The organism is Sphingobium sp. SA2, assembly GCF_032227065.1.
Lineage (GTDB): Bacteria > Pseudomonadota > Alphaproteobacteria > Sphingomonadales > Sphingomonadaceae > Sphingobium.
In genome coordinates this window covers 756,172-777,353 of sequence record NZ_JAPMXX010000006.1, presented here as the reverse complement: position 1 = coordinate 777,353, position 21,182 = coordinate 756,172, and the positions used below count along the sequence as shown (strand labels likewise).

The following is a 21,182-nucleotide window of genomic DNA, read 5'->3' as shown; positions in this document are numbered from 1 at the left end:
TGAGATAAAATGGGTTCACGACCTTGCTGCAGGTTAAGCAGTTTGTCTGCAACGGCCCTGCAGCCAAAGCCTTCACCGCTTGCTTACCAAATTTTGCTAGGGCTTGCCGCCATGCGCGACTCTGACGATCCCTGCCCCAAATCCGCCGTCAGCCATGGCGTCGGCATCGCTGGTTTGGTGGGCCTTGGCCTCTGGACCCTGGTCGCGCGCCATTATGGCATGAACGGTCCCCATGCCGGGCTGGCTGCGGTCGTCGCCTGCGGCGTGCCGATGGTGCTATGGTCGCTGCTGATCGACAAGGTGCATCGCAATGCCTCGACCGGCATAGACTGGCACGCGCCCGCCCGTCCGGTCCGCAGCGTGCTGGACATCAGCATCGTCAAGATCGCCGGGCTATGGGCAACCTGGCTCGCCATTGCCATCTTCTATTGCGTCGCGCGCTGGTATTGGAGCGGCAATTACCGCTTCTCGATGGACCTGTTCACCAGCGCCGCGCCATGGCTGCTGGCACTTTCCATCCCCTATGTCATCTGGATCGACCGACGGATGGTCGATCCAAAGGATGCCTCCTACAGCTTTGGCCAATGGGTGATCGGCGGCGCGGCGGGCGCGCCCGACATGGTACAGGTCGCGCATCACGCTCGCGCTTGGGCGGTCAAGGGCTTCTTCCTGGCCTTCATGGTGTCGATCGTACCGGGTAATTTTTCAAGCGTGGTCGAATGGCGGATCGCCGATGCGCTGGCCAATCCGATCGCGCTCGCCGGATTCCTGATCGCGGTCATGTTCATGATCGACGTCTGTCTGGCGACGGTCGGTTATATCCTGACCTTCAAGCCGCTCGATTCGCATATCCGCACCGCCAATCCCTATCTTGCCGGCTGGCTGGCTGCCCTGATCTGCTACCCGCCTTTCGTCCTGATGGGCGGCGGCGGGCCGCTCGATTATCATGCGGGCGGCGCGGAATGGGATTATTGGACGCAAGGATCGACGACGCTGCAATGGCTGCTGGGCGGGTGGCTGGTGCTGCTGACCGCCATCTATGCCTGGGCGACGATGGCGTTCGGCCTGCGCTTTTCCAACCTTACCCATCGCGGCATACTGACCCATGGTCCTTATCGCTGGACCCGGCACCCGGCCTATCTGTCGAAAAACCTTTTCTGGTGGTTTTCAGCGCTGCCCTTCCTCAGCGTCAGCGGATCGATCACCGACATCGTGCGCAATTGCGCGATGTTGGGCCTCACCAACGCCGTCTATTATTGGCGCGCTCGTACCGAAGAGCAGCATCTGTCAGCCGACCCCGACTATCGCGCCTATAGCGACTGGATGGAACGCAACGCCCCGGTGCCCCGCTTCTTCGCCTGGGTCACCGGGCGCAAGCGGGACGCGACTGTGGTGGCACAGACGGCGGAGCAGTCTGCAGCCTAGAAGCTTTCCTCGGCATAGACTTTGCTGACATCGCCGCCCCATTCGCCATGATAGCGATCGAGCAGCCGTTCAGCATGGGTCTTGCCGGATGACACGACCTCTTCCAGGTCGGACAGATAGCCCGTCTCATTGTCGCCCGCGGCATTCAGCCGACCGCGTGCGGCAAGTCCCGACCGCGCAATGTCTAGCGCTGGCTTGGCAATATCGCGCAGCGTGCGACCGCCACCGATCGGCGCGTCCAGGCCGAGCTTGGGCACGGAATCGCGCAAGAACTGCCGATCCTCCATGCTCCAGTCTTTGACCAGATCCCACGCCGCATCGAGCGCGCCCTGATCATAGAGCAGCCCGACCCACAAGGCGGGCAGGGCGCAGATGCGACCCCAAGGACCGCCGTCGGAGCCGCGCATTTCGAGGAAACTCTTCAACCGCACTTCGGGGAAGGCGGTGGAGAGATGGTCCTCCCAATCCTTCTCGGTCGGCTTTTCACCCGGCAGGACGGACAGTTTGCCGTTGAGGAAATCGCGGAAGCTGAGGCCCGACGCATCGATATATTTGCCGTCGCGAAAGACGAAATACATCGGCACGTCGAGCGCATAGTCGGCGTAACGCTCATAGCCAAAGCCATCCTCGAACACGAAGGGCAGCATCCCCGTGCGCTTGGGGTCGGTATCTGACCAGATATGGCTGCGATAGGACAGGAAGCCATTGGGCTTGCCCTCGGTAAAGGGCGAATTGGCGAACAAAGCCGTGCCAAGCGGCTGTAGCGCCAGCGAGACGCGGAACTTCTTGGCCATGTCGGCTTCGCTGCCATAATCCAGATTGGTCTGAATGGTGCAGGTGCGCAACATCATGTCCAGGCCCATCGATCCCACGCGGGGCATGTGCCGCAGCATGATCTCGTAACGGCCCTTGGGCATGATCGGCAACTCGGCGCGGGTCTTGTCGGGCCACATGCCAAGACCCAGGAAACCCAAGCCCAGCATGTCGCCGACATGCTTCACCTGTTCAAGATGCCGCCCGGTTTCAGCGCAGGTCTGGTGCAGATTGTCGAGCGGCGCACCCGACAGTTCGAGTTGCCCGGCGGGTTCCAGGCTGATCGTGCCATCGTCCCCCGACAAAGCGATGATATTCTCGCCTTCGAACACTGGCTTCCAGCCATAGCGGGTCAGGCCGATCAACAGCGTGTGGATGCCACCCTTTTCCTCATAGGATGGGGCGTGATGATCCTTGCGGCTGTAGACGAATTTCTCATGTTCGGTGCCGATGCGCCAGCGGTTCTTGGGCTTTTCGCCCTTGGCAAAGGCCGCGATCAGCTGGTCGCGGCTTTCGATGACGGGATCTTGGCCCGCTGAGTCGGTTCTTGTGCTCATGCCCCGCCCTTACTGCTTCCCCTCTGCCCGTCAAACAGCGGCGGGCTTCGGTCAAATAGGCTGTGTTGCTATCGGGTTCAATCCAATAGCGAAATGAAACTATTTCCAGTCGCCATTGATCGTCATCCAGGCCGCCGTAGCGGCGATGGCGGCGGTTTCCGCGCGCAGGATGCGGGGGCCAAGAGAGACGGGTACGGCTTGAGGATGCGCGCGGATCGCCTCCCGCTCGGCAGGGTCGAACCCGCCCTCCGGCCCGATCAGGAAAGCCGCCGCGCCGGGATGGGTGGCAAAGGCCTCGGTCATCGGTGCGCCGCCGGTTTCGTCAGCGAAAAACAGATGCCGCGCCTGCGGCCAATCGCGCAATAGCGCATCCAGCTTCACCATGGCGGCAAGTGCGGGCAGCGCGGTACGCCCGCATTGTTCAGCAGCCTCGACCAGATGCGCGTGCAGCCGGTCGAGGTTGAGCTTGTCCACCACGGCGCGGCGGGTCAGCACGGGTTGCAGCTTCGCCACCCCCAATTCGCACGCCTTTTCCGCGATCAGGTCGATGCGCCCCTTCTTGATCGGCGCGCAACACAGCCAGAAATCGGGCACCGTCTCCGGCCCCTTGGTCTGCGCCACGCATTCCAGCACCAGGTCGCGCTTGCGGATGTCGCGCGCCCGTGCTGCCCATTCGCCCGACCGCCCATCGAACAGCAGCACGATGTCATCGGGCTTCACCCGCATGACGGCGATCAGATAATGGGCCGGATTACCGTCGATCGACACGACCACGCCCTCACCCAACTGGGTTTCGACATGCAGGCGTGGGGCACTCTGCGGCGGCCAGGCGGGGGTAGCGGTCATTTCGGTCTTTCCGTATGGCAATGCGACCCCTAATGCCGTTCCTGTCGACGCAAGTCGAGACGCGCCCCGCGATCAGCGGCGAAACGGAGATAGTGTGAGCAGTAGCATCGTCCCCGACACCCAAGCGCGCGGCCTGCTGTCGCGCCTGCCGGACACGCCGCGCGGCCTCGCGCTGCTGGCGCGGTTCGACAGGCCGATCGGCTGGTGGCTGCTCTTCTGGCCAGGGGCCTGGGCTGTGGCGCTGGCCGGGGGTGGCTTTGTCCGCTGGCCGCTCATCCTGTGGTTTCTGCTGGGCAGCATCGCGATGCGCGGCGCGGGCTGCGTGTTCAACGATATCGTCGATCGCGATCTCGACGCGAAGGTCGCACGCACGGCTTCGCGCCCGCTTGCCAGCGGCGCGATCTCGCTCCGAACCGCGTGGCTCTGGCTGCTGGTCCTTTGCGCGGTCGGGCTTGTCGTGCTGCTGCAATTACGGCCCTATGCGCAGGTCGTGGCGCTTGCGTCGCTGGCGTTGGTCGCGGCTTATCCTTTCATGAAGCGGATTACCGGCTGGCCGCAAATCTGGCTGGGCCTCGTCTTTTCCTGGGCGGCCTTGGTCGGATGGAGCGAAGTGGCCGGTATGCTGACCATCGCTGGCCTGTTGCTCTACGCCGGAACCATTTTCTGGGTCGTGGGCTATGACACCATATACGCGCTGCAGGATCGGGAGGATGACGCGCTGATCGGTATCGGTTCGAGCGCCTTGTCCATGGGGCGGCATGTGCGCGCGGGCGTTTCGCTATGCTATGCGCTGGCGCTTGCCTTCTGGGCGACGGCCATCTGGCAGGTGCGGCCAGATGGCCTGGCGCTTGTCGCTCTTCTGCCGATGGCCGGGCATCTGCTGTGGCAGGTTGCGACCTTGCGCGAAGACGGCGTAGACCCGCTCACCAAGTTTCGCGCCAATCGTTTTGCGGGGTTGTTGATGTTCCTGGCTTGTCTGGTAGTAGGCAGCGCATGAGCGCGCATCCCATAGGTCCAGTGCCCGGCGACGATTGCTGGCGCATCGAGACAGCCACCCGCGCCAGCGTCATCATCGACGCGGACACCTATTTCCGCCACGCCCGCGCGGCGATGCTCAAGGCACGCAAGCGGATCATGCTGATCGGCTGGGATTTCGATGCCGCGATCAGCCTGGTGCGCGACGATGAGGTCGGAGACGGCGCACCCGCCGTCATTGGCGATTTCATCAGCTGGCTCGTCAACCGCTCGCCCGACCTCGAAATCTTCCTGCTGCGCTGGGATGTCGGCGCGATGAAGTCGATGGTCAGCCCCGTCAACCTCTTCACCACACTCAAATGGATGGCACATCCGCGCGTCACGGTGAAGCTGGACGGGCATCACCCCCCCGCGGCCTCCCACCATCAGAAGATCGTGGTGATCGACGATTGCTTCGCTTTTTGCGGCGGCATCGACATGACCGGCGATCGTTGGGACACGCGCCATCATCGCGACGACGAAGCCGGGCGTCATCATCCCGACGGTTCGCCCTATGGTCCATGGCACGATGCGACCACAGCACTGGCCGGCCCGGTTGCCGCCGCGCTCGGCGCGCATGCGCGCATGCGCTGGAAGATGGCGGGCGGTGATGATCTGGAGCCAGTGGAAGGCGGCGAGGATTGCTGGCCCGATCGTCTCCCCGTGCAGTTTGAAGGGGTGGATGTCGCCATTTCCCGATCCGCGCCACAAATGGACGATCAGGATGGCGTGACGGAGATTGAAAATCTCTATTGCCACCAGATCGCTGCCGCAAAACGCTGCATCTATGCCGAGAGCCAGTATTTCGCCTCCCGCCGCATCGCCGAGGCCATCGCCAAGCGGCTGGCCGAACCCGATGGCCCGGATATCGTCATCGTCAACCCAGAGCATGCCGATGGCTGGCTGGAACAGCAGGCGATGGATACGGCGCGCGCGCGTCTCTACGAAGCGCTCAAGGCGCGCGATACCCATGGCCGCTTCCGCATCTATCACGCCTTCATCACGCGCGGCGTGCCCATCTACATCCATGCCAAGATCTTGATCGTCGATGATCGGCTGATCCGGGTCGGCTCCTCCAACATGAACAACCGGTCGATGCGGCTCGACACCGAATGCGACGTGACGATCGACACGATCCTGCCCGCCAACGCCGGTCGGCAGGACCGTATATTGGCCATTCGCAACGACCTGATCGCCGAACATCTCGACATGCCGGTCGAGCGCGTCGCCGCCGTGATCGCGGAGCGCGGGCTAGTGGCGGGTATCGAGGAAATGCGCCAGAAGCCGGGGCGGACACTACGCCCCTATGTCACCCCGGACCTGAACGATGTCCAGACCTGGCTTGCCGATCATGAAGTGCTTGACCCCGAAGGCCCCGAAGAAATGTTCGAATCGATCAGCGAACGCGGCCTGTTCCGCCGGATGAAGGGCTGGTTCGGCAGGAGCTAGGTCTACTCCGCCGCCAGCAATGCCTCGGCGCTCTGGAGGTTGACCGACACCAGGCGACTGACGCCCTGTTCGACCATGGTGACGCCGAACAGACGGTGCATCCGCGCCATGCTGACGGCATTATGGGTCACGATCAGATAACGGGTCTGGGTCTGAGCCACCATCGCATCGAGCAGGTCGCAGAAGCGTTCGACATTGGCGTCATCCAGCGGCGCATCGACTTCGTCCAGCACGCAGATGGGCGCGGGGTTGGTCAGGAACAGGCCGAAGATCAGCGCCACCGCCGTCAACGCCTGTTCGCCACCCGATAGCAAAGTCAGCGCGGCCAGCTTCTTGCCCGGCGGCTGCGCCATGATTTCCAGCCCCGCCTCCAGCGGATCGTCGCTGTCGATCAATTCCAGATGCGCCTGTCCCCCGTTGAACAGCGTGGTGAACAGGCGACGGAAATGGCCGTCGACTGCCTCGAACGCAGCGAGCAGCCGTTGCCGTCCTTCGCGATTGAGGCTGCCGATCGACCCGCGCAGCCGGTGGATGGCTTGCGTCAATTCTTCGCTCTCCGCGCGGCTGGCCGCTTGGCTGGCTTCCAGCTCGCCCAGTTCCTGCACCGCGACCAGATTGACTGGACCAATCCGTTCCCGCTCGGCGACGAAGCGGTCATGCTCGGCCTGTTCGGTCTGGGCGATGCGGATGTCGGCGCTGGCAAAACCCAGCTTCTCCGGCAACAGCGGCGGCGGACATTCGAACCGTTCGCCCGACAGGCGGTTGGTTTCGATGCGCTTTTCATCGGCGGCCTCCGCGCGGGCGACGGCCGTGGCGCGCGCCTCGCGCGCTGCGGCCAGCATTTCGCCCGTCTGCGCTGCACGATGTTCGGCGGTGCGCAGCGTCGCTTCCGCCTCATATTCCGCCCGCCTGGCGGTTTCGGCCGCCTCCGCCAGTGCGGCGCCCTGATCATCCAATGCGGCGATGGCCTGCGCCAAGGCGTCGGGCTGATCCTCGATCGTCGTGCGTTCGGTAGCGATCGCCTCCCCGCGTGCGACCATCGCCGCAATGCGCTTGGCCGCTTCGCCCGCCCGTCCGCGCCAGCTCTTGACCTCTGCTTCGGCCGCCGCCTGCCGTTCGCGGTCGCTCGACAGCGCACGATCGGCCAAGGCCTGGTCGGCCTGCAATTGGCTAACGGCCGCGCGCGTCTTCTCGCTCGCCTGCGTCAGCGCAGCAACCAGCGCCCGCGTGTCCGCCCCGTCGGGCATCGCCGTGCGCGCGGCCTGCGCCATATCCAGCTCGGCTCGCGCGGAGTCGCAATCACGCCGGGCTTCGATCAGCCGCTCCTCTATCCCTTCGCGCCGTCCCGACAGGCGCTCCAACGCGGTCGTCGCCTCGTCCGCCGCACGCAGCGCGGCACGCTGCTGCTGCTCCGCTTGCGCCAGCTGGGTGCGTCCCGTCGCCAGGGCATCGCTCGCGGCCTGTTCGGATGCCCGCGCCTCCTGCTCAGCCCTCTGCGCCGTCTCGACCTCGGCGGCGACAGCAGGCCGGGCCGCCATAATCGCCTCCAGCCGGTTGAGCCGGATCAAGCGTTCGGCCGCAGCCGCACCGCCTTCGATGGCGACATAGCCGTCCCACCGCCGCATCTGCCCGTCGCGTGTGACCAACCGCTGGCCAACGCGCAGCGTCTGCCCCGCATCCTGCTCGGCAACACCGATCTGGGCCAGGCGGCGCGCCAGTTCGGGCGGCGCGCTGATATGGTCGGCAAGTGACGTACAACCATCGGGCAGCACCGGATCATCGGACTGCGCCTGCGCCCCTGCCCAGCGGCGCTTGCCTTCCGGGGCGATAGGGCTTTCCAGATCATCGCCCAAGGCAGCAGCCAAGGCGCGTTCATAACCGGGCGCAGCCTTCACTTGGTCCAGCGCCCGCGCCCGCCCGGCCGAACCACTATCGACGGCACGACGCAACGCTACCGCTTCACTGTCCAGCGCCGCCAGTGCCGCGCGCGCGGATGACAGCGCCGCTTGCGCTAACGCTCGCGCCTCGCTGGCGGACTGCCGCGCCGTTTCCGATTCGCGGATCATCGCCTCGGCCGCATCCCGATCCAGGCTGGCCTGCTGTTGCCGCGCGACCGCCTCGGCGCGCTGCGCCTCCAACGGTGCCGCATCGGGCAGCGCCGCCGCTTCGGCCGCCAGGCGAGACGCCTCGCGCTCCGCCCGCTCCAACCGCGTGCGCGCGGCCACCAGCGCGGCTTCCGCCACGCGCAGTTCAGCCTGCTCGCCCGCCTGCTTCGCCATCGCCTTGGCCAGATCCAGCTCGGCATCGCGCGCGCCACTCTCGGCAGCGACGATCCGTGCCGCGAAATCGGGCCGCAATGTCTCGGTCTCGGCGATCCGCGCCTTGAGGCCGCTAATCTCCGCCGTCAGTCGCGCGATCGCCTCGGCCGCGTCATTGGCGAGCGTCCCTTCCCGCGCCCGATCCTCTTCCAGTCGTACGCTTTGCTGTACGAGATCCTGCAAACGTCGCACCACCGCATCGCGCTGCGTCCGCAATGTCTGAAGCCTATGCCCCGCTTCGCTGGCATCCTCCCGCGCCTGCTGCGCGGCGGCACGCTTGTCCGCCAACAGGGCCACCGCTTCCTGCGCCTGGGCTACGGCCGCCACCTGCGCCTGCTGCGCGACATGAACGCCATGATCGGCCTGTTTCGCGTCGGCGCGTGCGGCTTCCGCGCTGGCATTGGCCTCGCGCCAGCGCGCAAACAAGACGCGGGCCTCGGCCACCCGGATCTGGTCGGACAGGCGGATATAGCGTTCCGCCGCCCGCGCCTGCCGCCGCAGGCTGTTGGCGCGCGTGTCCATGTCGATCAATATTTCGTCGAGCCGCGCCAGATTGGCTTCGGCGGCGCGCAATTTCTGTTCGGCATCCTTTCGCCGCACATGCAGGCCCGCAATCCCGGCCGCTTCCTCCAGCATCGCACGCCGCTCCTGCGGCCGTGCGGCGATGACGGCGGCAATCCGCCCTTGGCTGACCAGCGCCGGGCTATGCGGTCCGGTGGCGGCATCGGCGAAGATCAGCGCCACGTCGCGCGCGCGGACATCCTTGCCATTGGCGCGGTAGGCGCTGCCCGCGCCGCGCTCGATCCGGCGGGTGACTTCCAGTTCGCCATCCGCGCCGACATCGACCGCGCTGAACAATTCGCCCTGTTCCTGTACCGTCAGCAGAGACACTTGCGCGAAATCGCGCTGCGGTCGGGTCGCGGTGCCCGCGAAGATCACATCCTCCATGCCGCCGCCGCGCATCGACCGGGCGCTTGATTCGCCCATCACCCACCGGATGGCTTCCAGCAGGTTGGATTTGCCACAGCCATTGGGGCCGACGATGCCCGTCAGGCCCGGTTCGATCCGCAATTCGGTCGCATCGACGAAGCTTTTGAAGCCGGAGAGTTTGAGCCGCTTTATCTGCACGGGATCGGACCGGAGCGATGCCTCGCCCCGGTTCCTTCAAGCGCCGATGTCCGCCCCCCGGCCGGCAATCAGAGTCCCGCTGCCTTGAGCTTGGGCTGGAGCGAGGCCCAGTTCGCGGCATTGTCGACCAGCACGCCGTTGATCAGGAAGCTCGGCGTCCCGGTGATCTGATACTGGCTGTTGGCCGTCTCAACGCCTTTGGCCAGCTTTTCCGCAGCAGCCGTGTCGGCCAGGCACTGCTTGGCCTGATCCGCCGAGATGCCGCGCTGCTGCGCGAATTCGACGAGGCCCAAAGCATTCGCCAACTGTCCGAAACGTTCTACGGGCGGCGCGCTCATAACCGCTTGATAGCGTTCATCGCCCATCGCCTGCGCCTTGTCGAACATGGCGGTCTGGTTGGCAAAGAACTGCTCCGACAGCGGATAATAGATATCCTTGCCGCCGCAACGCGCCAGCAGCGCCGTCGAAATGTCGATCGGGTCACGCACATAGGGGCGGAACTCGAAGCTCATCTTGCCGGTGTCGACCAGCTTGTTGATTTCTTCCGACGCTTCGGCGGTGAAATCCTTGCAATGACTGCAGGTATAGGAGCCGAATTCGACCAGCTTCACCTTCGCGGCGGGATTACCCATCAGAAAATAGCCATCCGGCGTTTCGGCGACCGTCTGCGACCAGCTGGTGCCCGCTGGCGGCGCAACGGCGGCGACCGATTCGCCGGTGGGCGTGGCACCTTCCTCGCTCTTGCCGCACGCGGCGAGGGTCAGGCTAAGGGCGACAAGGGCAAGACCGGAAAAGGCTTTCACGACGGGCAAGGCTCCGATGATGGATGATTGGGGGACGAGTCTAGATCAGCGCGCGGCTGGCGGCAATGCGGCCTGAAGGATGGTCCAGGTCGATCCTTCGACCCGCGTGCCGTTGACGGTAAAACCGGGCGTGCCGGTGATCTTCACCTTGTTCCACGCATCGTCGGTCATCGCCATTACCTGCTTCATCGCCATCGGGCTGGCGATGCAGGCGTCGAGCTGCGCGGGCTTGTAGCCGCGCTTGCCCATCAGCGTGTACAGTCCGGTCTTCTGGCCGATATCGCGCAGGGCGGCGATCTGGTCGGTCGGCTTGGTCGCGTCGCGATCATAGGTTTCGATCTGCGCCATCCAAGCATCCTGATTGGCGAACAGCGCTTCATGATTGCCCATGAAGCGGGCCGGGCCGCCGCAGCGCGCAAGCAACGCGGCGGTCAGGTCATATTTGTCGCGCACCGCATTGCGCACCTCGACGCTGACCTTGCCGCCCGTCACATAGCCGGTCTTGAGCGGCCCGCTCGCTTGCCCCACGAACTGGGCGCAATGGTTGCAGGTATAGCTGACATATTCGACCAGCTTGGTCGTGGCCGACGGATTGCCCATCACATGCCCGCCGATTGGCGAGATCACCACGCGGTTCACCCAGTTGGTGGCAGGCGCGGCAACCAGGGCAGTGGGCAGGGCGATGAGGGCGAGAGGCAGGAAGCGGGCAAGGATCATGGGGACGGGTTCCTGGCGGATATCGGCTGAACGAAAGCGTAACGGCATCAGCCGATCTTGGGCGGGCCGCTGCTATTGGCAAGCCCCTGTGCCAGCGATTCCAGTACGGTGCGCAATTCGGGATCGCCAATGCCCCGCAACGAATCGCCCAGTTCGACCGGGATCGGCCGCAAATTCCGTGGCGGCGGGCGGCGTTCGGCCGTGGCGGGCAGGATATCGCCTTGCCGCATCGCCACTTTGGCGACGGCGGCATAGCCAAAGAAGCGGTTCACCCGCTCGATCATGTCGGGCAGCATATGCTGCACCATCGGTCCATGGCCGCTCATCACCGTCAGCTGCAATGTGCCGCCCGCCTTCTTGCCGACCGGGAAGCGAATCGATTCGGGCGCGGTGATCGCGGCATAATGGCTGCCGACAATCTCGGTCCAGCGGGTGACGATGCTCGACTGGACGAAGCCGAACTTGCGGAAAGCGGCGCGGCCGATGTCGGGCATAAGGTCCGCAATCTGGCGGCTCGCACCGATCCGCGGCCGCTCGACGGGCAAGGCGGCGCGGCTTTTCACTTTCGGCACTGGGGGGCGTTCCGTCATCGCCCGCACCATGGCATAGGGCCGCCATGCGCGTCGAGGGTAGAGAGTCAAAAATCGCGAGCGACCTGCTCGCCCATTATGATGTCCACGCCCGTCGCCTGCCCTGGCGCGCGCCGCCGGGGAGCAATGCGACCGATCCCTATCGCGTCTGGATGTCCGAAGTGATGCTGCAACAGACCACGGTGGCAGCAGTCGGTCCCTATTTCGCCAAATTCACTGAACGCTGGCCGAGCGTGGAGGCGCTGGCGGCGGCAGCGGATGCCGATTTGATGGCCGCCTGGGCCGGGCTTGGCTATTATGCCCGCGCCCGCAACCTGCTTGCCTGCGCGCGGGCAGTGGCGGGCGAGCATGGGGGCGCGTTTCCCGATACAGAAGAAGGCCTGCGCGCGCTACCGGGCGTGGGCGCCTATACCGCTGCTGCCGTCGCTGCTATCGCCTTTGGCCGCCGCACCGTGGTGGTGGATGCCAATGTCGAGCGCGTCGTCGCCCGGCTGTTCGCGATCACCACCCCGCTGCCTGCTGCCCGTCCGGCGATCCGCGAAGCAGCGGATAGTATTACGCCTGATACCCGCGCCGGGGATTTTGCCCAGGCGATGATGGATCTGGGCGCGACCATCTGCACCTCGCGCAATCCCGCCTGCGGCATCTGCCCCTTGCGCGCCGATTGCGCTGCCGTCCTGACTGCCGACCCGGCCGCTTTTCCGGTCAAGGCCGCGAAAAAGGCCAAGCCGCATCGGCTGGGCCACGCCTTCTGGATCGAGCGGGCAGACGGTCATGTTTGGCTGGTGCGCCGCCCGGACAAGGGATTGCTAGGCGGCATGCGCGGCTTGCCCGGATCGGCATGGGGCGACGCGCCCGATCCGACCCCGCCCTTTGCCGGGGCCTGGCAAACGCTGGAGCCGCCGGTCGCGCATGTCTTCACCCATTTCTCGCTGGCATTGACGGTCCATGCGATCCAGGTGAATCAGGATCATGTGCCGTCAGGTGCAGGCGAATGGTGGCCGATCGATCGACTGGCGGAGGCGGGATTGCCGACGCTGTTCGTGCGCGCGGCTGAAACGGCCATGAAGAAAGAGGATGTCAGCGATGCACGGCACTAATCCGGTCATAAAGAAACTGCCCGGTTTCGCTGGCGGCACGATCGATCGGGTGGACCATATCCGCTCCAACCCGGCCAAGCTGGCGGAAGCCTGTGCTGACCCCGCCGCGCGGCTACTCGTGCTTGACGGTCTGGAGCCGGTCGAGGTGGACGGCCACTTGGTGCTGGAGCCGCTGGCGGCGGACGCCCATGTCACGGATCATGTGCTGCTCGGCATCGACCCCGCCGGGCAGCCGATCTTCGCGCGATTGGTCGCCGATCTCGGTCCCAACCTCATCCCTACCCCGCGCAGTCGCGCCATCGCCGGGCTGGTGCCAGCGGCGGAGGTCGCGCTATACGGCACGGCGCGCAGCCTGGTTCACTGGCATGCACGCCACCGTTTCTGCTCCGTCTGCGGCGGGCCGACCCAGCCGGTGAAGGCAGGCTGGTCGCGGCGGTGCGATCTTTGCGCCGCCGAACATTTCCCGCGCACCGATCCGGTCGTCATCATGCTGGCGGAACATGAAGGCCGGGTGCTGGTCGGGCGGCAACATGCCTGGCCGCAGGGGCGCTATTCGGCGCTGGCAGGCTTTGTCGAACCCGGCGAGACGATCGAGGAAGCCGTGGCGCGTGAACTGTTCGAGGAAGCGGGCATCCGCGTCCGCGACGTGCGCTATGTCATGAGCCAGCCCTGGCCCTTTCCTTCGTCGCTTATGATCGCCTGCATCGCGCAGGCGGACGACGACGCGCTGACGCTCGATCAGACCGAGATCGAGGATGCTTTCTGGTGCGATGCCGACGCCGTTCGCGCGGCGATAGCGGAGGAGCCCGGCGCGCCCTTCCTCGCGCCGCCGCAGATGGCGGTCGCCTGGCACCTGTTTGACCGCTGGCTGGCGGGCGTTGCCCCCATGGGCGCAAGCGCGTAAGGCCACAGGCTCCTCTTATCGTTTCGGGAAACCCACGCCTCCATGCTCAGCCTAGAAGAAGCCCAGTCGCGCGCGCAGGATCTGGTCAGCGCCGCGTGCAAGGCAGGGGCGGATGCGGCCGACGCCATCTATGCCTGCAACGCTTCGACCAATGTGTCGGTGCGGCTCGGCCTGCTGGAGGATGTCGAACGATCGGAGGGGGAAGAGATCGGCCTGCGTGTCTTCATCGGCAGCCGGTCGGCCAGCATCTCCGCCTCGGACATGAACCCGGCGACGCTGGCCACGCTGGTCGATCGCGCCGTCGCCATGGCGCGCGAAGCCCCGGAAGATCCTTATGCGGGTCTCGCGCCCGAAGATCGCCTCATGAAGAAGCGCCCGCCTGCGCTCGACCTGACCGATGAGCGGGAGCCCGAACCCGCCGCGCTGCGCGAACGCGCGCTGCTGGCGGAGGAGGCCGCGCGTTCGGTGCCGGGCATCACCAACAGTGAAGGTGGCGGTGCCTCGAACGGCCGCAGCCAGGTGGCGCTCGCGACCAGCCATGGCTTTGCCGGTGCCTATGCAGGCACCAACCACTCGACCTGGGCCAGCGTGCTGGCAGGCGCAGGGTCGGACATGCAGCGCGACCATGCCAGCCATAGCGTGCGCCATCTGGAGGATCTGGACAATGCCGAGGCGATCGGCATGCGCGCAGGCCAGCGCGCGGTCGCCCGGCTCAATCCGGTGAAGGTGGAAAGTGGCGTCATGCCGGTGATCTTCGATCCGCGCATCGGCTCCAGTCTGCTTGGTCATCTGATCGGCGGCATGGTCGGCCCGGCGATCGCGCGCCGGTCGAGCTTCCTGCTCGAATCGCTGGGCGAAGCGCTGTTCGACGCGGGCGTCACCATCATCGACAATCCGCAGGTGCCACGAGGGCTCCGCTCGCGCCCCTTCGATGGCGAAGGGCTGCCGGTTGCGCCACGCGCGCTGATCGACCGGGGCGTGTTGACTGGCTGGCTGATGGACAGCGCTTCGGCGCGGCAATTGGGCCTGGAGCCGACCGGCCATGCCAGCCGGGGCGGCAGCGGCGCGCCGGGCGTCAGCATCACCAATGTCCATATGGAGGCCGGTACGGTTTCGCCGGGCGACCTGATGGCCGACGTAAAACGCGGCCTCTATGTCACCGAATTGATCGGCATGGGCGTCAATGGCGTGACTGGCGATTATAGCCGGGGAGCTGCGGGCTTCCTGATCGAAAATGGCGCGGTCGCCCATGCGGTGTCGGAAATCACCATCGCCAGCAATTTGAAGGCGATGTTCCGCGCGCTCATCCCCGCCAACGACCTGCATTTTCGCTATGCCATGAACGTGCCGACGCTGCGCGTGGATGGAATGACCGTTGCCGGGGGCTGATATAGATCTGCGCGCGATCGTGTCGGCGGTCGCCGATGCGGCCGATCATGCGCTGACCCTCTGGGCGGGCGGCGATACCCGCGTGCGTCAATGGGAAAAAGTGCCGGGCCATCCGGTATGCGAGGCCGATCTGGAGATCGACGCGCTGCTGCGCGAACGGCTGGGCCAGATCGACCCGGAAGCGGGCTGGCTGTCGGAGGAGACGGCCGACACGGTCCATCGCCTGGGCGTGCCGCGCGTCTGGGTGGTCGATCCCATCGACGGCACCCGCGATTATCTGCGCGGACGGCCCGGCTGGGCGGTATCGGTCGCGCTGATCGAGGATGGCGATGTGCGGCTCGGCATATTGGCCGCACCTGCCCGCAATGAACTGTGGATCGCGCAGGCGGATGGCCCGGCGACACGCAATGGGCTGACCCTGCGCGCGGGCGACCGCACGACGCTGCCGGGTGCCCGCGTGCCCGCCGATCAACTGCCGCGCATCGACCGCGATCTGGTGACGGTCGAAAAGCCCAACAGCATCGCGCTGCGGATGGCCATGGTGGCCGCCGATGAGGCCGATCTGGTCGCCACGGTGCGTTGGGGCAATGAGTGGGATGTCGCCGCCGCCGCGCTCATCTGTCAGCGGGCCGGGGCGACGGTCACCGACGCCCTGGGTGCGCCGATGCGCTTCAACCGCCCCAAACCGACCGCTTTCGGCCTGCTTTGCGCTGCGCCCGGCATTCATGCTGCCGCCACGGATCGGTTGGCCCCCCGCGCCCGCGAAATATTGGGCGGTGCGCCGGGCTGACGCTCAGGCCTTACAGCTTGCCATATTGCGCTTCGAACCCGGCAATATCGCCCGCGGCCAGATATTTCGCCTGATCGACCCACTGGTCGCGGATAGGACGCCCCTTGAAATTGCCCAGTCTTGCGTCGATCGCGGCGATGTCCGTGTCGGTCCAGGCAGCGATCTGCGCAAAGCGGGTGATGCCCAGCTCGTGCAGCAACGCCTTGAGCTTGAGGCCGACCCCTTTCATGCGCAGCAGGTCATCCTCGCCTGCTTCCGGTGTCCCGGCAGCCACGGGCGCAGGCGCTTCCGCTTCGACCACCGCCACAGGCTCTACCGCAATCGGCTCTACCGCCACGGGTTCGACGGCCACCGGTTCAATCACCACGGGCGGGACGACCGGCACGGCTGCAACTGGGATTGTTCCCGCTTCAACCGCAGAAGGTGGCGAAACCTCCTTCGTCTTGCCCTTGCCTGACAACAGGAAGACAAGGCCGATGATCACCAGCAGACCGACCAGCAGCCACAGCCCATAGTCCATGAAGAATTCCTGCATCACGCGCCTCCCTGAATATCGTGCGGCTATGTAAGGACGCTTTGTCCCGAACGGCAAGCCTTCACGCCTGTTCGCGCTTAACCTCGCGCCAGCCGATATCGCGACGGCAAAAGCCGGTCGGGAAATCGATCGCATCGACCGCTGCATAGGCAGCCGCCTGCGCTGCGCCCACGCTGTCTCCCGTCGCCGTCACGTTCAGGACGCGCCCGCCATTGGCGACCAGCGCACCACCCTGTTGCACTGTGCCTGCATGGAACACCATCGCGCCACGCGCCTGCGCCGCATCAATCCCCTGTATCGCGCCGCCCTTTTCCGGCGTGCCCGGATAGCCATTGGCCGCCATCACGACGGTCAGCGCCGTGCGGTCCGCCAGTTGTACCGGTCCCTGCTCGGCCAACGTCCCCTGCGCGACGCTCAGCAATAGGTCGACCAGATCGCCATCGAAACGCATCATCAGCACCTGGCATTCGGGGTCGCCGAAACGGGCATTATATTCGATCAGCTTTGGCCCCTGCTCGGTCAGCATCAGCCCGGCATAGAGAACGCCGGAATAGGGCATTCCTTCCGCGGCCATCGTCGCCACCGTCGGTGCGATGATCGTGTCGATCACCTGGCGCTCCAGGTCGGGCGTCAGCACGCGCGCGGGGCTATAGGCGCCCATGCCCCCGGTATTGGGGCCGGTGTCGCCATCGCCCACCCGCTTGTGATCCTGCGCCGATCCAAAGGGCAGGATGGCGGTGCCATCGGTGAGGGCGAAGAAACTGGCTTCCTCGCCGGTCATGAATTCTTCCAGCACCACTTCCTCGCCAGCCGCACCGAACGCGCCCGAAAACATGGTGTCGAGCGCTTCGAGCGCTTCCTCGCGCGTTTCGGCGATGATGACGCCTTTGCCCGCCGCCAGTCCATCGGCCTTGATCACCACCGGCAACGTGAAATCGTCCAGCGCGGCGATCGCGCCGTCCTTGCTGGTGACGCGCTGATAGGCGGCGGTCGGGATATGGGCGCGCTGGCACAGATCCTTGGTGAACCCCTTGGACCCCTCCAGTTGCGCGGCCTTCTTGCTGGGGCCGAACACCGGAACGCCCATGGTGCGCAGATTATCGGCCAGCCCGTCCACCAGCGGCGCTTCGGGACCGATCACCACCAGCCCGATCGAATGGCGGGTGCAGAAATCCAGCACGGTGCGATGATCCGTCGCGTCGAGGTCGACCAACGTCGCTTGCTCGGCTATGCCGGGGTTGCCCGGCGCGGCGTAGAGCGTACCGAGCCGGGGCGATTGCGCCAGCTTCCACGCCAGCGCATGTTCGCGGCCACCGCCGCCAAGCAAAAGGATGTTCATGTCGCCCACGTCCCCGGATTTCGATGCCTATGACAGTATGGGCCGCCTGTTAGCGGAGGAACGCGCAGGGGACAACGCGCCGCCGCTGTCGGTCAGTGAATTGTCGGGCATGCTCAAGCGCACGGTCGAGGACCGCTTTGGCCATGTTCGCCTGCGTGGCGAGATTTCCGGTTTCAAGCGCGCGGCGTCAGGGCATCTCTATCTGGCGCTCAAGGACGATAATGCCGTGCTGGATGGCGTGATGTGGAAGGGCGGGGCGCAGCGGCTGGCCTTTTCCCCGCAGGACGGGGTCGAGGTGATCGCCACCGGCAAGCTGACTACTTATCCCGGCCGCTCCAAATATCAGATCGTCATCGAGCGGATGGAGTTGGCGGGCGAAGGCGCGCTGATGGCGCTGCTCGAAAAGCTCAAGGCCAAGCTCGCCGCCGAAGGCCTGTTTGCGGCCGAGCGCAAGCAGCCTTTGCCCTTCCTGCCCCGCACCATCGGCGTCGTCACCTCGCCCACAGGCGCGGTGATCCGCGACATTCTCCATCGTCTTGCCGATCGCTGCCCGACCAACGTCCTGGTCTGGCCGGTATTGGTGCAGGGCAATGGTGCCGCCGAGCAGATCGCGCGCGCTGTGCGCGGCTTTTCCGCCATGGACGGCAACGGCCCCGTGCCCCGGCCCGACCTCGTCATCGTCGCGCGCGGCGGCGGGTCGATCGAGGATTTGTGGAGCTTCAACGAGGAAATCGTCGTCCGCGCCGTCGCCGATTGCACCATCCCGATCATCTCGGCGGTCGGGCATGAGACCGACACGACCCTGTGCGATCATGCCGCCGATCGCCGTGCGCCTACGCCGACCGCAGCGGCGGAGATGGCGGTACCGGTGCGCGCCGACCTCCTCGCCACCCTCGCTGAAATGGGCCTGCGGGCGGGACGCGCGGTTCGCCGCAACGCCGCGCAGGCGAAAGAGCGCCTCGACATGCAGGCGCGGCTGATGCCCACCCCCGACATGCTGCTTGCGCCGCAGCGTCAGCGGCTCGATCAATTGTCCGAAGCCCTGGCCAGCGGCCTGCGCCACCGGATCGCCGACGCCCGCGCGCAACTGGGGCAGGCGGGCGGTGCGTTGCGACCGGCGCTGCTCCAGCAGCAACTCGCCCGTGCAAGTGAGCGGCTCGAACGGTTGCGGCCGCGTCCCGATTATCTGGCGCGGGTCTTGACCGATCGCGCGACGGCCTTCGACCGGGTGTCGCGTCATTTCACCTCGCTTGATCCCGACCGGCCGCTGGCGCGCGGCTATGCCCGCGTGATGGCAGGGGGGCGGCTCGTCCAATCCGTCGCGGCGGCGCAGGCTGCAGGCGCGGTGACGCTGCATTTCAAGGATGGAACGGTCGATGCGACGGTCGGGCAGGGCGCAGCCTTGCTTGAGAAGCCGGACCCTGCCGCTATATCGTCCACACCACGCCAGTCCCGCAAACCGCGCAGCGCCGACGCACCGCCGCAGCAGGATCTTTTCTCCTGACCTTCTGAAAGGCCCGACCGATGCTCATGTCCAACCGCGACCGGATCGCCCGGCTTCATTATATGCCCTACAGCTTCCGCGTGTTGCAGGCGGGCGATCATGTGCTGTGCGCGGTCACGGGGCAGAAGATCGCGCTCGAAGATCTGCGCTATTGGAGCATCGCCCGGCAGGAACCCTATGCCAGCGCAGAAGCATCGGTGCAGGCGGAACGCGCGGCGAAACGCATCCCATGAATCGTCTCGCCTTCCTGCTGTTGCCTGCCGTCTTGGGAATAACGATAGCGGCGGCACCGCCCCTGTCCGACGACCTCCGCCTTACCGGCACGATGACGCAGGGCGGCGTGGTGGCTGGCACCGCGCCTGCCGATATAGTCTCGCTTCGGCTGGGTGCGGAGGTCGTGCCGGTCGATGCCGATGGCCGCTTCCTGATCGCCTTCGACCGGGACGCCGCGCCCACCGCGCGGCTGACGGCGCAATTTGCCGACGGACGGACGGTCGAAAAAAGCCTGACCATCGCCTCCCGCCCCTGGCGGATCGAGCGCATCAACGCGCCGATGCGCCCCACCAAAAGCACGGAAGCCTTCCTGGCGCTGCGTCGGCCCGAACTGGCGCAGATCGCTGCCGCCCGTAGGCTCAACACCGATGCCAAGGGCTGGCGGCAACGCTTCATCTGGCCTGCGATGGGGCGTATTTCCGGGCTGTTCGGATCGCAGCGTGTCTATCAGGGGCAGCCGGGCGCCTATCATGGCGGCGTCGATGTCGCGGGCGCGACCGGCACGCCGGTTGTCGCCCCCGCCGATGGGGTGGTGATCCTGGCGGCGACAGCCAAGCCCTTCACGCTGGAAGGGCATTTGCTGATGATCGACCATGGCCATGGCCTCAACAGCGCCTTCCTGCATCTGTCGCGAATCGATGTGAAGCCCGGCGACACTGTGACCCAGGGGCAACGCATCGGCGCGATCGGCGCGACCGGCCGCGCCACCGGCCCGCATCTTCATTGGGGCATGAAGTGGAACGATGCGCGCATCGACCCGCTGCTGGTCGCGGGGCCGATGCCGCAGGGACGGTGAAGAGGGGCGATGAAGCGGTTTAGCTGACCCGCTTCATCCGCACCGCGCGGCCGCCTTCGACCTTGCCCATGAAACTGCCCATGGCGGCGCGTTTGAGTTCGATCTTCTGTCCGACCTTGGGGTCGCGCGCGCTGATCGCTTCGGTGGTGGCCCAAACCGCGCCATCTTCCAGCCCGATCTGCCACTTGCCATAGCCCAGGCTGCGGACCGACGTGATCACCGCCTCGATCTGATCGACGCCGTCCACCTTCGCCTCGCCACTGTCATCCTCTTCGCCGCCGCCCAGAAATGGCAGCTTGGGGAAGGAAAAACCGAATAGCGTCTTGCGCGTCTTGTTAAGTTCGCTCTTGTCCAACACCACCACTTCGTCGCGCTGCGCAGCGGCGTCGATCGCGCCGACCTGACGGTCGAAACAGGCCAATCTCTCTGCATCCTGCGTGATGGATCGGCATTGCAGCAGGTCGGTGAAAATCTCCGGCCGGGGCTGCTGACGCTGCGGCGCGGCGCTCGCGCTGACCGTAGTGAGGCACAAAAACACGCCCATCAGTCCGGTGTTCAAGCGCTTCATGCCGTCTCTCCTCTTCAATCGACCCGTCCACGCCCTAGCATGCATCGGCTGAAAACAAGGTCAATATATCGCAGGATCGCCACGGTCAGTCGCGTCTGCGCCATTTTCAGTCGAGCATGATCGACGCGCAGACATCAATGGATCGCAACAGGGCGCATTCGCGAAATTATGTTACTAATCAGCCGTAAAACAGCTCTAGCACGCGCTTGTTGCATTTATGATACAGCCCCATTCAAAAGCGGTGAATGCCCTTTTCCCGCGCTTTACAGCGCCCTGCTCCCCGCGCAGTTTCGCGGTCATGCATATGGGGGGATCGCTGTCGGG

General features: G+C 65.6%; 19 protein-coding genes. 10 read left to right on the top strand and 9 right to left on the bottom strand.

Going from position 1 to position 21,182, the window contains the following annotated elements:
* The first annotated feature begins 111 nt into the window (after positions 1-111).
* Complete coding sequence (locus tag OVY48_RS11365; RefSeq protein WP_313922896.1) at positions 112-1,425, top strand: DUF1295 domain-containing protein; 1,314 nt, start codon at positions 112-114, stop codon at positions 1,423-1,425.
* On the opposite strand, the gene OVY48_RS11360 is transcribed toward OVY48_RS11365, so the two are convergent.
* Both OVY48_RS11360 and OVY48_RS11355 read right to left on the bottom strand, forming a co-directional pair.
* Positions 1,422-2,795: a glutamate--cysteine ligase gene (locus tag OVY48_RS11360; RefSeq protein WP_313922895.1), complete on the bottom strand. Its 1,374-nt coding sequence runs from the start codon at positions 2,793-2,795 to the stop codon at positions 1,422-1,424. The two genes, OVY48_RS11365 and OVY48_RS11360, sit on opposite strands and share 4 nt — an antisense overlap.
* 99 nt (positions 2,796-2,894) lie before the next feature.
* A complete protein-coding gene (locus tag OVY48_RS11355) occupies positions 2,895-3,641 on the bottom strand; it encodes a 16S rRNA (uracil(1498)-N(3))-methyltransferase (RefSeq protein WP_313922894.1) in 747 nt (248 codons plus the stop codon).
* A 94-nt stretch (positions 3,642-3,735) separates the two neighbouring features.
* Here OVY48_RS11355 and ubiA point away from each other — a divergent pair, with 94 nt between their 5' ends.
* On the top strand, positions 3,736-4,638 hold the full coding sequence (gene ubiA / locus OVY48_RS11350; protein WP_313922893.1) for a 4-hydroxybenzoate octaprenyltransferase: 903 nt from the start codon (positions 3,736-3,738) through the stop codon (positions 4,636-4,638).
* Positions 4,635-6,104, top strand: a complete 1,470-nt coding sequence (locus OVY48_RS11345; protein ID WP_313922892.1) for a phospholipase D-like domain-containing protein — start codon at positions 4,635-4,637, stop codon at positions 6,102-6,104. The genes ubiA and OVY48_RS11345 overlap by 4 nt, the downstream gene beginning before the upstream one ends.
* A 2-nt stretch (positions 6,105-6,106) precedes the next feature.
* On the opposite strand, the gene smc is transcribed toward OVY48_RS11345, so the two are convergent.
* The 4 genes from smc to OVY48_RS11325 form a co-directional block, all read right to left on the bottom strand.
* Complete coding sequence (gene smc / locus OVY48_RS11340; protein ID WP_313922891.1) at positions 6,107-9,550, bottom strand: chromosome segregation protein SMC; 3,444 nt, start codon at positions 9,548-9,550, stop codon at positions 6,107-6,109.
* A 68-nt stretch (positions 9,551-9,618) separates the two neighbouring features.
* Positions 9,619-10,353 carry a thioredoxin domain-containing protein gene (locus OVY48_RS11335; RefSeq protein WP_037478184.1) on the bottom strand — a complete coding sequence of 245 codons (735 nt, stop codon included), beginning with the start codon at positions 10,351-10,353 and terminating at the stop codon, positions 9,619-9,621.
* Positions 10,354-10,398: 45 nt separating this feature from the next.
* On the bottom strand, positions 10,399-11,070 hold the full coding sequence (locus tag OVY48_RS11330) for a thioredoxin domain-containing protein (RefSeq protein WP_313922890.1): 672 nt from the start codon (positions 11,068-11,070) through the stop codon (positions 10,399-10,401).
* Positions 11,071-11,117: 47 nt separating this feature from the next.
* Positions 11,118-11,660 (bottom strand): DUF721 domain-containing protein, encoded by a 543-nt coding sequence (locus OVY48_RS11325; protein WP_043153727.1) that lies wholly within the window; start codon positions 11,658-11,660, stop codon positions 11,118-11,120.
* 26 nt (positions 11,661-11,686) lie between these two features.
* Between OVY48_RS11325 and mutY the strand changes: the two genes are divergently transcribed.
* From mutY to OVY48_RS11305, 4 genes are read left to right on the top strand one after another with little or no spacing between them, the layout of a single operon-like run.
* On the top strand, positions 11,687-12,760 hold the full coding sequence (mutY, locus tag OVY48_RS11320) for an A/G-specific adenine glycosylase (RefSeq protein ID WP_313922889.1): 1,074 nt from the start codon (positions 11,687-11,689) through the stop codon (positions 12,758-12,760).
* Positions 12,747-13,664, top strand: coding sequence for an NAD(+) diphosphatase (gene nudC / locus OVY48_RS11315; protein ID WP_313922888.1), 918 nt, complete (start codon positions 12,747-12,749; stop codon positions 13,662-13,664). Before mutY ends, nudC begins: the two co-directional genes overlap by 14 nt.
* A gap of 42 nt (positions 13,665-13,706) precedes the next feature.
* Positions 13,707-15,053: a TldD/PmbA family protein gene (locus OVY48_RS11310; RefSeq protein ID WP_313922887.1), complete on the top strand. Its 1,347-nt coding sequence runs from the start codon at positions 13,707-13,709 to the stop codon at positions 15,051-15,053.
* The gene (locus OVY48_RS11305) at positions 15,040-15,843 is read left to right on the top strand and encodes a 3'(2'),5'-bisphosphate nucleotidase CysQ (protein ID WP_313922886.1); all 804 of its coding nucleotides are present in this window, start codon (positions 15,040-15,042) and stop codon (positions 15,841-15,843) included. The genes OVY48_RS11310 and OVY48_RS11305 overlap by 14 nt, the downstream gene beginning before the upstream one ends.
* Positions 15,844-15,853: 10 nt before the next feature.
* On the opposite strand, the gene OVY48_RS11300 is transcribed toward OVY48_RS11305, so the two are convergent.
* Positions 15,854-16,378, bottom strand: a complete 525-nt coding sequence (locus tag OVY48_RS11300) for a hypothetical protein (protein WP_313922885.1) — start codon at positions 16,376-16,378, stop codon at positions 15,854-15,856.
* A 61-nt stretch (positions 16,379-16,439) separates the two neighbouring features.
* Positions 16,440-17,717: a phosphoribosylamine--glycine ligase gene (gene purD / locus OVY48_RS11295; RefSeq protein WP_313922884.1), complete on the bottom strand. Its 1,278-nt coding sequence runs from the start codon at positions 17,715-17,717 to the stop codon at positions 16,440-16,442.
* Between purD and xseA the strand changes: the two genes are divergently transcribed.
* From xseA to OVY48_RS11280, 3 genes are read left to right on the top strand one after another with little or no spacing between them, the layout of a single operon-like run.
* Positions 17,716-19,221 carry an exodeoxyribonuclease VII large subunit gene (gene xseA / locus OVY48_RS11290; protein WP_313922883.1) on the top strand — a complete coding sequence of 502 codons (1,506 nt, stop codon included), beginning with the start codon at positions 17,716-17,718 and terminating at the stop codon, positions 19,219-19,221. The genes purD and xseA overlap by 2 nt on opposite strands.
* A gap of 20 nt (positions 19,222-19,241) precedes the next feature.
* Positions 19,242-19,454, top strand: coding sequence for a DUF2093 domain-containing protein (locus OVY48_RS11285; RefSeq protein ID WP_069065681.1), 213 nt, complete (start codon positions 19,242-19,244; stop codon positions 19,452-19,454).
* Positions 19,451-20,290 (top strand): M23 family metallopeptidase, encoded by an 840-nt coding sequence (locus tag OVY48_RS11280; RefSeq protein ID WP_313922882.1) that lies wholly within the window; start codon positions 19,451-19,453, stop codon positions 20,288-20,290. The genes OVY48_RS11285 and OVY48_RS11280 overlap by 4 nt, the downstream gene beginning before the upstream one ends.
* A gap of 19 nt (positions 20,291-20,309) precedes the next feature.
* Here OVY48_RS11280 and OVY48_RS11275 read toward each other — a convergent pair whose 3' ends face one another.
* Complete coding sequence (locus tag OVY48_RS11275) at positions 20,310-20,858, bottom strand: hypothetical protein (RefSeq protein WP_176482676.1); 549 nt, start codon at positions 20,856-20,858, stop codon at positions 20,310-20,312.
* Between the last annotated feature and the right edge of the window lie 324 nt (positions 20,859-21,182).

Excerpts from the sequence above, each read along its gene's own strand:
- OVY48_RS11355 (WP_313922894.1), bottom strand. The coding sequence starts at position 3,641 with ATGACCGCTACCCCCGCCTGGCCGCCGCAGAGTGCCCCACGCCTGCAT.
- xseA (WP_313922883.1), top strand. The coding sequence starts at position 17,716 with ATGTCGCCCACGTCCCCGGATTTCGATGCCTATGACAGTATGGGCCGC.
- OVY48_RS11310 (WP_313922887.1), top strand. The coding sequence starts at position 13,707 with ATGCTCAGCCTAGAAGAAGCCCAGTCGCGCGCGCAGGATCTGGTCAGC.
- OVY48_RS11275 (WP_176482676.1), bottom strand. The coding sequence starts at position 20,858 with ATGAAGCGCTTGAACACCGGACTGATGGGCGTGTTTTTGTGCCTCACT.
- nudC (WP_313922888.1), top strand. The coding sequence starts at position 12,747 with ATGCACGGCACTAATCCGGTCATAAAGAAACTGCCCGGTTTCGCTGGC.
- OVY48_RS11285 (WP_069065681.1), top strand. The coding sequence starts at position 19,242 with ATGCTCATGTCCAACCGCGACCGGATCGCCCGGCTTCATTATATGCCC.
- OVY48_RS11360 (WP_313922895.1), bottom strand. The coding sequence starts at position 2,795 with ATGAGCACAAGAACCGACTCAGCGGGCCAAGATCCCGTCATCGAAAGC.
- OVY48_RS11280 (WP_313922882.1), top strand. The coding sequence starts at position 19,451 with ATGAATCGTCTCGCCTTCCTGCTGTTGCCTGCCGTCTTGGGAATAACG.
- mutY (WP_313922889.1), top strand. The coding sequence starts at position 11,687 with ATGCGCGTCGAGGGTAGAGAGTCAAAAATCGCGAGCGACCTGCTCGCC.
- OVY48_RS11330 (WP_313922890.1), bottom strand. The coding sequence starts at position 11,070 with ATGATCCTTGCCCGCTTCCTGCCTCTCGCCCTCATCGCCCTGCCCACT.
- purD (WP_313922884.1), bottom strand. The coding sequence starts at position 17,717 with ATGAACATCCTTTTGCTTGGCGGCGGTGGCCGCGAACATGCGCTGGCG.
- OVY48_RS11365 (WP_313922896.1), top strand. The coding sequence starts at position 112 with ATGCGCGACTCTGACGATCCCTGCCCCAAATCCGCCGTCAGCCATGGC.
- OVY48_RS11300 (WP_313922885.1), bottom strand. The coding sequence starts at position 16,378 with ATGCAGGAATTCTTCATGGACTATGGGCTGTGGCTGCTGGTCGGTCTG.
- OVY48_RS11345 (WP_313922892.1), top strand. The coding sequence starts at position 4,635 with ATGAGCGCGCATCCCATAGGTCCAGTGCCCGGCGACGATTGCTGGCGC.
- OVY48_RS11325 (WP_043153727.1), bottom strand. The coding sequence starts at position 11,660 with ATGACGGAACGCCCCCCAGTGCCGAAAGTGAAAAGCCGCGCCGCCTTG.